This window comes from Streptomyces sp. NPDC043738 (assembly GCF_056436545.1).
Map to the genome: position 1 here is coordinate 95,506 of NZ_JBWKCJ010000023.1, position 16,075 is coordinate 111,580.

The 16,075-nt window shown below is 73.6% G+C and carries 14 protein-coding genes; 13 read left to right on the forward strand and 1 reads right to left on the reverse strand.

Annotation, left to right across the window (positions count from 1 at the left end; genetic code table 11):
• Positions 1-165: 165 nt before the first annotated feature.
• The 11 genes from AC0680_RS26830 (at position 166) to AC0680_RS26880 (ending at position 11,810) form a co-directional block, all read left to right on the forward strand.
• Positions 166-1,116 (forward strand): hypothetical protein, encoded by a 951-nt coding sequence (locus AC0680_RS26830; protein WP_478633371.1) that lies wholly within the window; start codon positions 166-168, stop codon positions 1,114-1,116.
• Positions 1,117-1,254: 138 nt separating this feature from the next.
• The gene (locus AC0680_RS26835; RefSeq protein WP_478633372.1) at positions 1,255-1,695 is read left to right on the forward strand and encodes a hypothetical protein; all 441 of its coding nucleotides are present in this window, start codon (positions 1,255-1,257) and stop codon (positions 1,693-1,695) included.
• Positions 1,696-1,800: 105 nt separating this feature from the next.
• Positions 1,801-2,139: a hypothetical protein gene (locus AC0680_RS26840; RefSeq protein ID WP_478633374.1), complete on the forward strand. Its 339-nt coding sequence runs from the start codon at positions 1,801-1,803 to the stop codon at positions 2,137-2,139.
• Between the two features lie 57 nt (positions 2,140-2,196).
• A complete protein-coding gene (locus AC0680_RS26845) occupies positions 2,197-3,264 on the forward strand; it encodes a zinc-dependent alcohol dehydrogenase family protein (protein ID WP_478633377.1) in 1,068 nt (355 codons plus the stop codon).
• Between the two features lie 189 nt (positions 3,265-3,453).
• Positions 3,454-5,919 (forward strand): SpoIIE family protein phosphatase, encoded by a 2,466-nt coding sequence (locus AC0680_RS26850; RefSeq protein ID WP_478633476.1) that lies wholly within the window; start codon positions 3,454-3,456, stop codon positions 5,917-5,919.
• A 1-nt stretch (position 5,920) separates the two neighbouring features.
• Positions 5,921-7,021, forward strand: a complete 1,101-nt coding sequence (locus AC0680_RS26855) for a sugar ABC transporter substrate-binding protein (protein WP_478633379.1) — start codon at positions 5,921-5,923, stop codon at positions 7,019-7,021.
• 12 nt (positions 7,022-7,033) lie between these two features.
• Positions 7,034-7,813 carry an ATP-binding cassette domain-containing protein gene (locus tag AC0680_RS26860; protein ID WP_478633381.1) on the forward strand — a complete coding sequence of 260 codons (780 nt, stop codon included), beginning with the start codon at positions 7,034-7,036 and terminating at the stop codon, positions 7,811-7,813.
• Complete coding sequence (locus AC0680_RS26865; protein ID WP_478633383.1) at positions 7,810-9,066, forward strand: sugar ABC transporter permease; 1,257 nt, start codon at positions 7,810-7,812, stop codon at positions 9,064-9,066. The genes AC0680_RS26860 and AC0680_RS26865 overlap by 4 nt, the downstream gene beginning before the upstream one ends.
• A 134-nt stretch (positions 9,067-9,200) precedes the next feature.
• Positions 9,201-10,070 (forward strand): universal stress protein, encoded by an 870-nt coding sequence (locus tag AC0680_RS26870; protein WP_478633385.1) that lies wholly within the window; start codon positions 9,201-9,203, stop codon positions 10,068-10,070.
• A gap of 47 nt (positions 10,071-10,117) precedes the next feature.
• Positions 10,118-10,417 (forward strand): dsRBD fold-containing protein, encoded by a 300-nt coding sequence (locus AC0680_RS26875; protein ID WP_478633386.1) that lies wholly within the window; start codon positions 10,118-10,120, stop codon positions 10,415-10,417.
• Positions 10,418-10,463: 46 nt separating this feature from the next.
• On the forward strand, positions 10,464-11,810 hold the full coding sequence (locus AC0680_RS26880; protein ID WP_478633388.1) for a nicotinate phosphoribosyltransferase: 1,347 nt from the start codon (positions 10,464-10,466) through the stop codon (positions 11,808-11,810).
• Between the two features lie 11 nt (positions 11,811-11,821).
• On the opposite strand, the gene AC0680_RS26885 is transcribed toward AC0680_RS26880, so the two are convergent.
• Positions 11,822-12,691 carry a universal stress protein gene (locus AC0680_RS26885; RefSeq protein ID WP_478633390.1) on the reverse strand — a complete coding sequence of 290 codons (870 nt, stop codon included), beginning with the start codon at positions 12,689-12,691 and terminating at the stop codon, positions 11,822-11,824.
• Positions 12,692-12,882: 191 nt separating this feature from the next.
• Between AC0680_RS26885 and AC0680_RS26890 the strand changes: the two genes are divergently transcribed.
• Both AC0680_RS26890 and AC0680_RS26895 read left to right on the forward strand, forming a co-directional pair.
• Positions 12,883-13,647, forward strand: a complete 765-nt coding sequence (locus AC0680_RS26890) for an HAD family hydrolase (RefSeq protein WP_478633479.1) — start codon at positions 12,883-12,885, stop codon at positions 13,645-13,647.
• A complete protein-coding gene (locus AC0680_RS26895) occupies positions 13,647-16,058 on the forward strand; it encodes a glycoside hydrolase family 65 protein (protein ID WP_478633393.1) in 2,412 nt (803 codons plus the stop codon). The genes AC0680_RS26890 and AC0680_RS26895 overlap by 1 nt, the downstream gene beginning before the upstream one ends.
• The last annotated feature ends 17 nt before the right edge of the window (positions 16,059-16,075 follow it).

Sequence of the window (16,075 nt, forward strand, 5' to 3'; positions counted from 1 at the left end):
TTGGAGGGAGGACGTGGTGGGCGATCGTCTCCCCCCCGCATGGGGGCCACCCCCCCCCCCCCCGCCGCGCCCCCCCCCCCCCCCCCCCCCCCCCCCCCCCCTTCGCGGGCCTTCGCGCCCGTACCTCCACCCACCACGACCCACCCCGGAAGGGCCACCGCGGACATGCCCGTCTTCAGACGCCGCAAAGGCAGCCGTCCCCATCTGGTCCCCGAACTCGACGACCTCGATCTGGGCAAGGTCCGTCGGCGCGTCGAGACCTGCTGGTCCCGCGGCTCGCTCGACACCGCCGTCATGGCCATGATGGCGGGCGTGCTCGACGACGCCGGCGAGGACTGGGACCGCAAGGCCCACCGCCTGCGGGTGCTGGCCGGTGCCGCGGGGCGGGCGCTGCCCGGCATCTGGCGGCAGCACAATCCGCACCACCAGGGCGCGTTGCTGCTGCACGCCTGGTCGGAGCTGCTCCAGGCCCAGCAGCAGGGCTCCGCCGCCGGTCTGGACGAGGTCCGCGAGACCCTGTTGCTGGCGGCCGAACTGCTCCCCGCCGACCCCACTCCCTGGACCCTGCACCTGGCCACGCTCCGCCTGGAGCGGCGCCCCTCCCGCGAGATGTCGGCGATCTGGCGCGAGATCAAGGCGCGCGACCCCTGGAACCGGGAGGCCCACCTCCAGGCCCTGGGCTACCTCTCGCCGGACGAGTGCGGCTCCAGCGCCCTGGTGCTGGACCTGCTCGACGGCGTCCGCTCCGTCATGCCGCCCGACGCCCCCGCCGCCGGTCTGGAGCTCACCGCGCTGGTCCGTACGCATCTGCGGTCGGTCGCCCCCGGCGGCCTGACGGCCCTCGGCGCCGGCGAGATCTGGCGCCGCCCCGACGCCACCCGGGCGCTCGACCAGGCCGCGCACTACTGGCCGCGACCGGGGTTCCTGCACCACGCGGCGGCGCTGGCCGATCTGAACCTGCTGGCCTATGCGCTGATCAAGTCCGTCCGGATGGCCGACGCGGCAGCCGCGCTGCGTGCCACCGGGGGCGTGGGGACGCCCTGGCCGTGGAGCTCGGACGGTGATCCGCTGGAGCGGTTCTCGCACTACTTCGGCCGTGCCACCGCCACGAACTGACGGAGACTTATCCGATTTAAGGGGTATTCGCCCAACCCTTAGCCAAATCGGGTGGAATTACGGCCTCTTTCCGTTCTCTCCCGAGTGCCCCGACGCCTTCCAGGGAACCCCATCCTGGAAGAGCGTTGGGAGACCCGCATGCGCGACACCGTCAGCACCGGCCGCTCCGCGGCGACTGGCGGCTGGCGCGTGCTGCTGCTCCTCGTACTGCTGGCGCTGGTGCACACCGCGCTCACCGCCGACTCCTCCGAGGCGCAGGCCGCCGAGGCCGGCCGCTGCCTCACCCGCGCCGGCGCTCCCGCCGCAGCCGGTCCGGCCGAGCGGTCCTGTGTCGCCCCGGCGCCGCTGCTGGCGTCGCACGGAACCGGCGACAAGCATCCGGGCAGTGGATTCCGGCGTATGTGCGAGGCCTCGGTCTGCCATCTGCGTCACCCCGTCCCGAACGGGCCCGGTGGCAAGGCGATCCGGGATTCCGCCGTGGCGGAGAGCGTCTGCGCACCGAGCGACGCCTCGTCCTGGGCCGTCACCACGGCCGCCGCTGCCGCCACTCCGATGCGGGTGACCGTCCTGCGCTGCTGAGCCGACCCCGGCCGCACGCCCGCCCCACCCCGCAACGGGGCCGACGGGGCCATCGCGGCCTGCCGTCGTCAGCTCTCAGGACTCTCGCACCGCAGGAGATTCGGCATGCCCATCGACATCTTCGCCGCCCTTGGCGCGCTCGTCCGCGCCGAGGCCTCACGCACCGCGCCCAAGGCGAAGCCCACCACGCCGAGCGCGCACACCGACCCGGACCGGGCCACGCACACCGACCGGGACCGGGCACAGAACCCGGGCAACCCGGAACCGCCGCCGGCCCGGTCGCCGGGCGGATCACCGCCCGCCGCGTCCGACACCGTCTCCGCGGCCGCGGCCACGCCCGAGCGCCCCCGCCCGGCGCTGCTGCGGAAACTGTCCGCGCTCACGTCGATCGTGCAGAAGAGCCGCCCCGGCTCCCCCAGCGGCCGCAGGGCCTCCGACTCCTGAACGGAGCGGCACCCGCCGCCGCTTGTCCGCCTCCAGGGCAGCAGGGATCCTGGACACATGGCTGGTCACGCGGCTGATCACAGGTCGGCCGGGGACATCGCTGCGGGCGTCGGCGCCGACACCGTCTCCGGCTGGGCCGTCCGGCGACCCGGCCCGATCTCCTCCGGTCCGCTGACCTCCGTCCGACGTCCCGCGCCCCTGCCCGGCCCCGGCGACCTGCTGCTGGGGGTGGAGGCCTGCGGGGTGTGCCGTACGGACCTGCATCTCGCGGAGGGCGATCTGGCCCCGCGCCGCCCGGCGACGGTACCCGGCCACGAGATCGTCGGGCGGGTGGCCGCCGTCGGCGAGGCGGTCACCGGCTTCCGCGTCGGCGACCGGGCCGGCGGCGCCTGGCTGCGCGGCACCTGCGGCGACTGCCGGTACTGCCGCGCCGGCCGGGAGAACCTCTGCCCGGCATCGCGCTACACCGGCTGGGACGCCGACGGCGGCTTCGCCGAGGCCGCCCTCGTCCCCGCCGACTACGCCTATCCGCTGCCCGACGACCAGAGCGCCACGGAGCTGGCGCCGCTGCTGTGCGCCGGGATCATCGGCTACCGGGCGCTGCGCCGCAGTGCGCTGCCGCCGGGCGGGCGGCTGGGCATCTACGGGTTCGGCGCCTCGGCGCATCTGGCCGCGCAGATCGCGCTGTCCGAGGGGGCGAGGGTCCATGTGCTGACCCGGTCGGCGCAGGCCCGGGAACTCGCCGTCGCCCTGGGCGCGTCCTCGGCCGCCGGCGCCTACGAGCGGCCGCCCGAGCCGCTGGACTCGGCGATCCTCTTCGCGCCGGTGGGCGATCTGGTGCCGGTGGCCCTCGAAGCACTGGACCGGTCGGGCACCCTGGCCATCGCCGGGATCCACCTCACCGATGTGCCCGCGCTCACCTACGAGCGGCATCTGTTCTACGAGCGCAACTTGCGCAGCGTCACCTCCAACACCCGCGAGGACGGCCGCGAGTTCCTCCGGGCCGCCGCCCGGACAGGCCTCCAGGTCACCGTCAGCCCCTACCCCTTGAGCCGCGCCCCCGAGGCGCTCGCCGACCTGGCCGCCGACCGGGTCCACGGGGCGGCGGTGCTGATCCCCGGTTGACGAACGGCGGACGGGCCCGCCCCTCGCCGACTGGCTCCCCCGTGCTTGAATGCCGCACCATGGGATGAAGAGGGTAAATTACGACATATCCGATGAGGCGGTGGCGGGGTCGACGCCCTGGCCCCGAGGGCGGATACGGCGACCGTGGCTTACGACGACGGCTTCCCGTGTACGGAGGCGGTGCAAGCAGTGACCGCGCGGGTCCTTGGGTCTTCCGGGGCCGAACTGACCGCCGTCTATGTGCCGGCCGAAGGGGACGGCGATCTTCAGCTGGCCGAGATGGTCGGTGGCTCCGGTGTCCCCTACACACTGCCGACGAGCTACCCCCTGTCCGGCGACTCCCCGGTCGCGGCGGCCTTCCGCACCGGTCTCCCCCAGTGGCTGAGTCCGGCGCGGCTCACCGAGCACGGCGTACCCGGCTCCGCGGGCAGCGCCGACGCGGAGCCGGGCAACGGCACCGGTCCACTGCCCGCCACCGTCTCGCTCGGGGTGCTGCCGCTGGGCGGGGACGCCAGACGGCTGGGCTGCCTGGTCGTCGTCGACCAGGCGGCGGACGCCTTCGACGCCGACCGCCGCCACCTGCTGGAACTGCACGCCGACCAGGTGGCCGCGGGTCTGGAGGCGATCGAGGCGCGGGTACTGGCCCGGACGGAGCGGCGGTCGCTGCTCGGCCCGGGGCTGGACACCCTCCGGGGCGGCGCCTTCACACTGGTCCTGCACACCGGGCGGATCGAGGCCGACACCCAGGTCCTGGAGCTGTTCGGCATCGGCCCCACGGAGTTCGACCGGCAGGTGGAGACCCTGCTGGAGCGCACCGTGCCGGACGACGTACCGGCGCTGATGTCGATCGTGGAGCCCGGCGGGGTGCCGGTCGCCGGCCAGCAGCTGTCGTTCCGGATCCGCCGGCCCAACGGCGAACTGCGCTGGCTGACGCTGCGCTGCCGGGTGCTGACCGGCGCCGACGGGGTGCCGGAGCGGATGCTGGGGGTGGTCGCCGACGCCTCGTACCTGCGCCCCAGTGCCGACGAGGTCTCCATCGTGCAGCGGCTGTCGGCCGCACTGGCCGGCGCGACGACCATCCGGGACGTCAGCCGGGCGGTCATCGCGACGCTGCGTGCGCCGCTGGCCACGAGCCGGATGGCGGTCGCCGAGCTGGAGGCCGACCGGCTGGTGGTCACCGCCCTCGACCCGCCGGAACCCGAATCCTGGCCCGCCTCCTGGCAGTCCGAATGGCGCTCCGAGTGGCCCGACGCCTCGTGCCACTCTCTGCCCACCCTCGAGGGCGTGCTGCGCGGCGGCCATGTCGCCCTGTGGCCCCCGGGCGCGGCGCTCGAACCGGGCCTGGCGGGTATCGGCCCCGGCGGCCTGGCCGTCCTGCCGCTGCCGGCCGAGGGCCGGATCGTGGGGGTGTGCCTGCTCGGGTGGGAGACGGAGCACCGCTTCGGACCGGAGGAGCGCTCCCTGCTGACCGCGACCGCGGGTCTGGTGGGGCAGGCCCTCGTCCGCGCCCATGCGCTGGACGCCGGGCACGAGCTCGCCACGATGCTGCAGCGCAGTCTGCTGCCCCGCAAGCTGCCGGAGCTGGCCGGCGGGGTGGCCGCGGTCCGCTATCTGCCCGCCACGATGGGGCTGGAGGTGGGCGGCGACTGGTACGACGTCATTCCGCTCTCCGACGGCCATGTGGCACTGGTCATCGGCGATGTGGAGGGGCACAGCGCGGGGGCCGCGACGATCATGGGTCAGATGCGCACGGCCATCCGGGCCTACGCCGTCGAGGGGCATCCGCCCGACGTGGTGATCTCCCATGCCAACCGCCTGCTCCTCGGTATGGAGACCGACCTCTTCGCCACCTGCTGCTATGTGGACCTGGACATGGAGGAGGGCATCGCCTGGTTCGTGCGGGCCGGGCATCTGCCGCCGCTGCTGCGGAACCCCGACGGCAGCACCGAGGCCATGTCGGTCGAGGGCGGGCCACCGCTGGGGGTCGCCGAGGAGGCGGAGTATCCGCTGACCGAGGTCGGGCTGACTCCCGGCACCGTCCTGGTCCTGCTCACGGACGGGCTGGCCGAGTCCTCCACCCTCGCCCTGGAGGACGGCATCCGCCGCGTACGGGAGGTGCTCGGTGCCGCCGATCCGGCCGATGCCGGGCGGCTCGCCGACGACCTCCTGGGCGGCTCGAAGCGGCGCGACGACGATGTGGCGGTGCTGGTCCTTCGCTACGACGGGATGCGCGTCCGCCCGACCCGGGCCCGCTGGGCGGTGTGGCGGCTGCCCGACGCCGTCATGCACGCCCGCCGCTTCACCGGGCGCACGCTGCGCTCGTGGGGCGTGACCCAGGAGCTGGACGTGGCGCTGCTGGTGGTGTCCGAGCTGGTCACCAACGCCATCGCGCATACGCAGGGCGAGGTGCAGCTGGACCTGACACTGGCCGCCGACCGGCTGCGGATCGCCGTGAACGACACCTCGCCGCGGGCGCCGGTCAAGCCGGTGAGCGTGGACTGGGAGTCCACCGGCGGCCGCGGACTGCTCCTGGTCTCGGCGATGTCGCTGTCCTGGGGCTCGGTGCCGCTGAGCGGCGGCAAGCAGGTGTGGAGCGAGATCAGCCTGCAGACGGACGAGCGGATCGGCGCGGCGGAAGGTCAGGAGGTGCCCTGAGGTGAACACCCGTCTGCGCAGGACCGCCGTCGTCCTGGTCGGAGTGTGCCTGCTGGCCGGGCCGGTGGCCTGCGGCGAGGCCCGCGAGGTCGACCGGCCGTCCGGGCCGGCGTCCGGTGAACCGCCGCGGATCGGCGTGCTGCTCCCGGACAACAACTGGCGCTTCTACCGCTTCGACAAGCCGCTGATGGCGAAGAAGATCCACCAGCTGTGCCCCGAGTGCCAGGTGGACATCGTCAGCGCCGATCACGACATCGCCACCCAGCAGGCGCAGATGGCGGCGATGATCACCAAGCGGGCCAACGTCCTGGTCCTCGACGCGGTCGACTCCCGGTCGCTGCGCGCACCGATCGAGCGGGCCCGCCGGGCCGGCGTCCACGTGGTCGCCTACGACCGGCTCGCCGAAGGGCCGATATCGTCGTATGTCTCCTTCGACGGCGCGCAGGTCGGCCGGCTCCAGGCCCAGGCGCTGTTGCGGGCGCTCGGCGACAAGGCCCGCACCGGCCAGATCGTGATGATGAACGGCGGGGAGACCGATCCCAACTCCGCCTGGTTCAAGCAGGGCGCGCTGGAGGTCCTGCGGGGCAAGGTGCGGATCGGCAAGGCGTACGACACCGCCGGCTGGCGCCAGGAGGCCGCGAACTCCAACATGACCGCCGCCATCGCGGCCCTCGGCCCCGGGAACATCGACGGCGTCTACTCGGCCAACGACCAACTCGCCACCGGCATCATCGCCGCACTCAAGGCCGCGAAGGTCACCCCGCTGCCCCCGATCACCGGTCAGGACGCCGAGCTCGACGCGGTGCAGCGGCTCCTCACGGGCGAGCAGATCATGACCGTCCTCAAGCCCTTCCGGCCCGAGGCCGACAACGCCGCGACCATGGCCGTCGCGCTGGCCCGCGGCAAGAGCCTCAAGGACATCGCCCCCCGGCGCGTCAACAGCCCCACCACCCGCGACATCCCGGCCGTGCTGCTCACCCCCATCCCGGTGACCGCCAAGAACATCAAGGAGACCGTGGTCAAGAACCGGCTGTACACGATCGACCAGATCTGCACTCCCAAATTTGCGTCGGCCTGCGCCAAGGCCGGGCTCACCAGGTAAGGCAGGTACCCCATGACAGCACCGCCCCTGCTGGCGCTGCGCGGAGTCTTCAAACGGTACGGCGCGGTCCAGGCACTGGCCGATGTCGAGCTGGAGGTACGCGCCGGCCAAGTGGTCGCCCTGGTCGGGGACAACGGGGCGGGCAAGTCCACGCTGATCAGGGTGATCGCCGGGGTCGACCCGGCCGACTCCGGCACCGTCGAGTGGGAGGGCCGCCCGGTCCGGATCACCCGGCCGCACGAGGCCCAGGACCTGGGCATCGCCACCGTCTTCCAGGACCTCGCGCTGTGCGACAACCTCGACGTGGTGGGCAATGTCTTCCTCGGCCGGGAGATCCACCGGGCCGGGATCCTCAACGAGGTGGAGATGGAGCGGCGCACGCTGGAGCTGCTCGACGCCCTGGCCATCCGGATTCCCGACGTACGCATCCCGGTGGCCTCACTGTCCGGGGGCCAGCGGCAGACCGTGGCGATCTCCCGGTCGATGCTCGGCGAGCCCCGCCTCGTCCTGCTGGACGAGCCCACCGCGTCCCTGGGCATCGAGCAGACCGCGCAGGTCCTCGACCTGGTCGAGCAGCTCCGTGAGCGCCGTCTCGGGGTGCTGCTGATCAGCCACAACCTGGGGGACGTCAAGGCCGTCGCGGACTGGATCGCGGTGCTGCGGCTCGGCCGCAACAACGGCTTCTTCGACGTGGGCACGACGTCCCACGAGCAGATCATCTCCTCCATCACCGGGGCGACCGACAACGCGGTGACCCGGCGCAAGACGCCGGGCTGGGAGGTGGAGCGGTGAGCCGCCTCTGGGAGGCGGCGCGACGCGGGAACCGGGCCGCGCGCCCGGACGGCGGGCCGCCGGACGGGGGCCGCGGGCCGAACCCGCTGCAGATCCTCCGGCGCCGGTTCCACGCCGGTGAGCTGGGCTCGGTCCCGGTCGTCCTCGGGCTGCTCGTGGTGTGGATCATCTTCGAGAGCCTCAACAAGAACTTCCTCTCGCCGCGCAACCTGTCCAACCTGAGCGTGGACATCGTGGGAATCGGGATGATCTCGATCGGCGTCGTCTTCGTGCTGCTGCTCGGTGAGATCGACCTGTCCGTCGGTTCGGTCAGCGGGCTGGCGGCGGCCGCGTTCGCGGTGCTGAACGTGCGGCACGGCGTGCCGGAACCGCTCGCGCTGCTGGTCGCGGTGTTCGCCGGCACGGCGATCGGGGTCGTGCAGGGATTCTTCTTCGCCAAGGTCGGGGTGCCCGCGTTCGTCGTCACCCTCGCGGGCCTGCTGGGCTGGAACGGGCTGATGCTCTACATCCTGGGCTACAGCGGCACCGTCAACCTCGACGACAAGGGTCTGGTCGCCATGCTGACCAGCTTCTACTTCACCCATGTCGCCGCCGCGTACGGCCTGGCGGTGATCGGCACCGCGGGGTACTTCCTCGCCTCCTACCAGGACGTACGGCGCCGCAGGGCCGCCGGGGTGCCGGTGCGGCCGCTGGGCGAGATCGCGGTGCGCACCGGTGTGCTGGCGGTGATGTCCCTGGCCGCGGCCTGGGTGCTCAACCAGTACCAGGGGCTGCCGCTGGCGCTGCTGATCTTCCTGGTCTTCCTGGTCGGTCTCGACCAGGTGCTGCGCCGGACCCGCTACGGACGGATGATCTTCGCGCTCGGCGGCAGCGTCGAGGCCTCCCGCCGCACCGGACTCAACGTGGACCTGGTGCGGATCTCGGTGTTCATGGTGTCCGGGACGATGGCCGCGATCGGCGGGCTGTTCCTGGCCTCGCGCGTCACCTCGGCCACCCAGACCTCGGGAGCGGGCATCTTGCTGATGGACGCGATCGCCGCCGCGGTCATCGGCGGCACCAGCATGTTCGGCGGCCGGGGCCGGACCTGGTCCGCGCTGCTCGGCGTCCTGGTCATCCAGTCGATCGCCTCCGGTGTGGCGCTGATGGGCATCCAGGCCGCCGTCCAGTTCATGATCACGGGCGGGGTGCTGCTGCTGGCCGTGGTCATCGACTCGCTGTCCCGGCGGGCGCAGCGGGCACACGGGCGGGTGTGAGCGGTGCCCGGCCCGGCGCCCCGGCGGCCCGCGCTCCCCGGTCGCCGTGCGCGGGGGGCGGACCCAGGCGGACGCTGGAGGTGTAGCGACGCGCACCGGCCAGGCCGCGGCCGCCGCAGGAGAGGAGCGAGCCGATGAAGGACGTCATCACCGCCGGCGTGGACGGTACGCCGGAGTCCTTGTCCGCCGTCCAGTGGGCAGCGCAGGAGGCACACACCCGGCAGGCGCGGCTGCGGCTGCTGCACGCCTGGGTGCTGCTCGCCCCGGAACCGGTGTCCCACCCCCTCACGGAGGACGACCAGAACTACTGGCCCCACCGGATGATGGACGAGGCCGAGGCGGCCGTCCGGGCCCGCTGCCCGGATCTGCGGGTGACGCGGGACCTGGAGGCCAAGGACCCGTACGAGGCCCTCAAGGAAGCCGCCGGGCAGTCCGACCTGCTGGTCCTCGGTTCGCGGAACCTGGGCCCGGTGACCCGCTACGTCCTCGGCGAGCTCGGCCTGCAGCTGGTGGCGCACACCGACTGCCCCACGGTGCTGGTGCGCACCCGGCAGGGCGGCTCGACGGCCGGGCCGGCAGGTCCGGTGGTGGTCGGGGTCGGCCTGCGCAAACCCTCCGAGACGCTGCTCGCCTTCGCCTTCGACAGCGCCGTGCGACGCGGTGTCCCGCTGCGCGCCGTACACGGCCGGCATCTGCCGTCGTTCGCGTACAACCGCGGGGGCGGCGTGGAGCCGTACGCCGCCGAGGAAGCGGCGCAGCTCGCCCGGGACGAGCTGGCGAAGACGCTCCAGCCGTGGCGGGAGAAGTATCCGGATCTGCGGGTGGACGCGCGGGTGGAGATGGAGAGCGCGGCGCCGGCGCTGTTGCGCGACACGGCCGGCGCGGCGCTGCTGGTCGTCGGCCGACGGCACCGGCGGGTGCTGCCCGCGCCGCGCATCGGCCATGTCGTGCAGGCGGTGGTGCATCACGCTCCGTGCCCGGTGGCGGTGGTGCCGTACGAGTGAGAAGGCGGATGATGACGACAGGGGGCACGAGGAAGTTGGGGTAAGCCATGGCGAACACAGTCGAGTGGCCCGTCCGTCTGACCCTCGTCGAGGAGGACGGCACGACCACGGCGCGGGCGGTGCTCACCACCGCGACCACCACCTTCACCGGGCACGGCACGGCACGGTGCAGCCCCGAGGACCGCGACGTCCCCGAGATCGGCGACGAGATCGCGGCCGGCCGGGCCCTGCGGGACCTCGCCGGGCAGCTGCTGCGGGTGGCGGACGAGGAACTCGAAGGCGTGGGTGCCGCACCGCCGCGGCGCCAGACCCGCGTCGCCTACGGCTGGACGGATGCGATGGCGTGAGCCAGGGCCGTGGCGGACGGCGCCACGGCCGTGGAAGGAGTCGGCCATGTCGGATGCGACGATCACCGACCTGTACGAGGTGACCATGGCCCTGTCGTTCCTCCGCGAGGGCATGGAGCAGCCGGCGACCTTCAGCTGCTTCGTACGGGAACTGCCGCCGGAGCGGGGCTTCCTGGTCGCCGCCGGCGCCGAGACGGTCCTGGACTACCTCGCGGGGTTCCATGTGGGCCGCGAGGACGTCGAGGTGTTCGCCGAGGCCCTGCAGCGGCCGTCGGCGGACCTGGCACCGCTGCTGGACCTGCGCTTCACCGGCGAGGCCCGGCTGGTGCCGGAGGGCCGGGTGGTACTGGCCAACGAGCCCCTGCTGGAGATCACCGCGCCGCTCCCCGAGGCGCAGCTCATCGAGACGTTCGTGCTCAATCAGCTCAGCCATCAGACGGCGCTCGCGACCAAGTGCGCCCGCTGTGTGATCGCCGCGCGGGGGCGCCCGGTCGTGGACTTCTCGCTGCGACGCACCCATGGCACCGCGGTCGCGCACCAGGTCGCCCGGCTGGGCGCCATGGCCGGTTTCACGGGCACCAGCAATGTCGCGGCGGCGCACGCCGAGGATCTGCCCGCGGTCGGCACGATGGCGCACTCCTACATCGAGGCGTTCGAGGACGAGGAGACCGCGTTCACCGCGTTCGCGCTCTGCCATCCGGGGCCCGTGACGTTCCTGGTGGACACCTACGACACCGAGTCCGGGGTCGCGGCGGCGGCCCGCGTGCTGGCCGCGCTGGGCCGCGGGGACGGCTCGGCGATCCGGCTGGACAGCGGTGACCTGGCACAACTGTCCCGCCGCGCACGGACGATGCTCGACAACGCGGGCCTGCCGCAGGTGCGGATCATCGCCAGCGGCGGACTGGACGAATACGGGGTGCACGACCTGACGTCCTCGGGGGCGCCGATCGACGTCTTCGCCGTCGGCACCCGGGTCGGGGTGAGCGCCGACGCGCCCTACCTGGATTCCGCGTACAAGCTCGTCGCCTACGACGGCCGGCCGGTGATGAAGCTGTCGGCGGCGAAGGCCACGTCCCCGGGGCGCAAGCAGGTCTTCCGCCGCCCCGGCTGCCTCGACGTGATCGGCCTGGCCGACGAGCCGGCCCCGGCGGACAGTACTCCGCTGCTTGTGACGATGATGCGCGGGGGCGAGCGCAGCACCCCGCGCGGCCGGCTGGAGGACGCCCACCAGCGGCTCACCGAGGACCTGGCCGAACTGCCCGCGACGGCCCGGCGCATCCGGTCGCCGCAGCCGGTACGGGCGATGGTCTCGCACCGCCTGTCGGTCCTGACGGACCGGGTACGGCGACGCACCGAGCGGGAGATGCTCGCTCCGTTCCGTATGCACGCCTGAGCCACGCCGCGTCAGGCGTGCTGCGGCACGATCGCCACGGGGCAGGCCGCGTGGCACAGCGCGGTGTGCGCCACCCGCCCGAGCGGCAGCCCGAAGTGGCCGTGGCGGTGCCCCGCGCCGATGACGAGCAGGTCCGCGGCCGCTGCGCGGTGCACCAGCACTTTGTGGGTGGGGCCCTCGACGGTGGTGCGGCGCACGGGCACCGAAGGATGGTCGCCGGCCGCCGCTCCCAGGGCGTCGTCCAGCTGCGTCGCCGCCTGCTTTTCGTGGTGGCTGCGGGCCTGGTCGGCGAGCAGCGGCGGATCGGTCTTGTCGTGGGCGGGGCAGCGCCAGGTGCGTACGGCCTTCAGCAGGCAGCCGCGGGCCTCGGCCTCCTGGAAGGCGAAGCGGACGGCCGCCACCCCCTTCTCCGGATCGCCGACGCCCAGGAGCACGCACCGGTGCGTCCCGGCCACCCCGGCCGCGTCCCCGCGCACCACGATCACCGGGCACCGGGCCCGCGCCGCCACCGCCAGGCCGACCGAGCCGAGCAGCAGACCGGCGATCTCGCCACGCCCCCGCGAGCCCAGGACCAGCACCGACGCATAGTGACCGGCCCGCAGCAGGGCCGTGACCGCGTCGTCCGCGACCACCCGCGCACCGACCTCGAGGTCCGGGTTGCGGCAGCGGGCCTGTTCGGCGGCCAACTGCGCGATGCCCTCCGCGAGGACCTGCTCACCGGGGCGTTCGGGGCCCTGCGCCGTTCCCTCGAAGCGCTCCCAGGTGGAGGCGTGGAGCACGTCCAGCGGGAGCTTGCGGCGGGCCGCCTCGTCCACCGCCCAGTCGAGCGCCCGCAGGGCGGAGTCCGAACCGTCGACGCCCACGACCAGGGACCGCTCCATCGCCGCCACCGCCTTCCTCCCGGTCGCCGGTCTCGGTGGTGCTCACCATCGCCACGAGGGTGTCGTCGATCGTCACGGTGGTGTCTTCCATCGTCGCGCCACCGCGGTGTCCTCGCCAGGGCCGCGGCCGCGCCCCGGGCCATCAGCCGTGGTGCCATGGAGTGGACACACCGACGAACGGAACCGTCACCATGACCGGTGCGCCGTCCCTGGCCGCGTGCCTGCGCCCGCTGCGGGCCGTGGTCTTCGACACCGACGGGGTCATCACCGACTCCGCGGGCCTGCATGCCGCGGCCTGGAAGGACGCCTTCGACCCCTGTCTGGCGGCCGCGGGCGGGCGGCAGCGCCCCTTCGACCCGGTGGAGGACTATCTGCGCCTGGTCGACGGCCGGTCACGGCAGGACGGCGCGGCCGCGTTCCTGGCGTCCAGGGGCCTGGACCTGCCGCTCGGCGACCCGGACGACGGGCCGGGGACGGACACCGTCCGGGCGGTCGCGGCTCGCAAGGACGAGCTGTTCACCGCGCGCCTGCGGGCCGGCGGTGTCGCCGTCTGGCCCGGCACCGTACGGCTGCTGCACGCGCTGCGGGACGAGGGGGTGCCGTGTGCCGCCGTCTCGGCGTCCCGGCACGCGACCGAGCTGCTGTCGACGGCCGGGCTGCTCGGGCTGTTCGCGGCCGTGGTGGACGGCAGGGAGGCGGGCCGGCTCGGGCTGCCGGGCAAGCCGGATCCGGCGCTCTTCCTGGAAGCGGCGCGCCGCCTCGGCGTCCGGCCCCGGGAGGCCGCCGTCGTGGAGGACGCGCTGGCCGGTGTGGAGGCCGGCCGGCGCGGCGGGTTCGGCCTGGTGGTGGGCGTGCACCGGTCGGCCGGCGCGGCCGGCGCCGACGCGCTGCGCCGCCGGGGCGCCGATGTGGTGGTGTCCGACCCCGGCGAGCTGCTGACCTGCGGGGAGGGCTGATGCCGACCGGCGGCAACGCGTGGACCTGGTCGTACGAGGGGTACGACGCGGGCGCGGAACGGCTGCGCGAGACGCTCTGCGCCCTGGGCAACGGCTACTTCGTCACTCGCGGCGCGGCCGGCGAGGTGCTCTCGGGGCCCGCCCACTACCCCGGCACCTACGCGGCCGGCTGCTACAACCGGCTCACCTCCACCGTGGCGGGCCAGCCCGTCGAGAACGAGGACATGGTCAACCTGCCCAACTGGCTGCCGCTGCGCTACCGGATCCGCCCCGCCGACGCGCCTCCCGGGCCATGGCTCGCGCCCGGCCACCCGCAGCTGACGGAGCACCGGCAGACCCTGGACCTGCGGCACGGCACCCTGACCCGCTGGTCGGTGTACGAGGACGAGGCCGGTCGCCGCCTGTGCGTGGAGCAGCGCCGCCTGGTGCACATGGGTGAGCCCCATCTGGCCGCGATGCGCACCTCGTTCACCGCCGACGGCTGGGCGGGCGCGGTGGAGGTGGAGTCGGGTCTCGACGGCGCGGTCCGCAACACCGGCGTCGAGCGCTACCGCGGGCTGGCCGACCAGCATCTGCGGGGCTGGGAGACCGGTGCCGAGCGGACCGACACGGTGTGGCTGAGCTGCCGCACCACCGACTCGGACATCCAGATCGCGCTGGCCGCGCGCATCCGGGCCACCCCCGGGCGGGGCGGGACACCGCGCACCCGGATAGCGGTACTGCGGGCCTTCCACACCCTGACGCTGCCGGTGACCTCCGGGGCGACGGTGGTCGTCGACAAGACGGTGGCGCTGTACACCTCCCGTGACCCGGCGATCGAAAGCCCCCGGCACGCGGCCGTCGACTGTGTGGAGCGGGCCCCGCACTTCCGGCAGTTGATGGCCTCGCACCGGCGCGCCTGGGAGGACCTGTGGCGGCAGGCGAAGCTGGAGGTGCCCGGGGACGCGGGCCGCATCCTGCGGCTGCACCTCTTCCATGTGCTGCAGACCCTCTCGCCGCACACCGCCGAGCTCGATGTGGGGGTGCCGGCGAGGGGCCTGCACGGCGAGGCGTACCGGGGGCACGTCTTCTGGGACGAGCTGTTCGTGCTGCCGTTCTTGAACCTGCACCTCCCCCAGGTCTCCCGGGCGCTGCTCGACTACCGCTACCGCCGGCTGCCCGCCGCCTGCCGCGCGGCGCAGGAAGCGGGCCGGGCGGGGGCGATGTATCCGTGGCAGAGCGCCGGCGACGGCCGGGAGGAGACCCAGCAGCTCCATCTCAACCCGCGCTCCGGCCGCTGGCTGCCCGACCACTCCCGCCTGCAGCACCACGTCGGATCGGCGATCGCCTACAACGTCTGGCAGTACGGACAGGCCAGCGGCGACACGGAGTTCCTGCACACCAAGGGTGCCGAGATGCTGCTGCAGGTCGCCCGCTTCTGGGCGGCCGCCGCGTCCTGGGACCCCGACCTCGGCCGCTACCGCATCCGGGGCGTGGTCGGCCCCGACGAGTACCACGACGGCTATCCGGGGGCCGCCGAGCCGGGCGTCGACGACAACGCCTACACCAACGTCACCGCGGCCTGGGTGCTGCTGCGCGCCCTGGAGCTGTGCCGGTCGCTGCCCGAGGCGCATCAGCGGCAGCTCTACGAGCGCATCCAGCTCACCCCGGACGAGCCGGAGCGCTGGGAGGACGTCGCGCGGCTGCTCCATGTGCCCTTCCACCGGGGCGTGATCAGCCAGTTCGCCGGCTACGCGGACCTGGCCGAGCTCGACTGGGACGGCTACCGGCAGCGGTACGGCGACATCCGCCGGCTGGACCGGATCCTGGAGGCCGAGGGCGACACCGTCAACCACTACCAGGCCTCCAAGCAGGCCGATGTGCTGATGCTCGGCTACCTCTTCGCGCCGTCCGAACTCGCCTCGGTCTTCCGTCACATGGGCTACCCCCTCGACGACGACACCTGGCACGCCACCGTCGACTACTACCTGCGCCGCACCAGCCACGGCTCCACCCTCAGCGCCCTGGTCCACGCCTGGGTCCTGGCCCGCGTGCAGCGCCCCGACGCCTGGACGTACTGCGAGGAGGCGCTGACCGGGGACGTCGCGGACCTCCACGGCGGCAGCACCGCCGAGGGCATCCATCTGGGTGCGATGGCCGGCACTCTGGATCTGGTCCAGCGCGGCCTGACGGGTCTGGAGACCCGGGACCAGGCCCTCTGGCTCGACCCGGCCCCCCTGCCCGAACTCTCGAAGTTCAACGTGCGCATCCGCTACCGCCGCCACTGGGACATCGACCTCCGCATCAGCGCCGAACAGGTGCGGATCGCGGTGCCGGAGTCCGAGCAGGCGGCGGTGCGGGTGCGGCTGCGGGAGCGGTCGTTCAGCGTCGCGCCGGGTACAACCCGGCGGCTCGACATGCCGGACGGCTGATCCCCGTCATGGCGGCC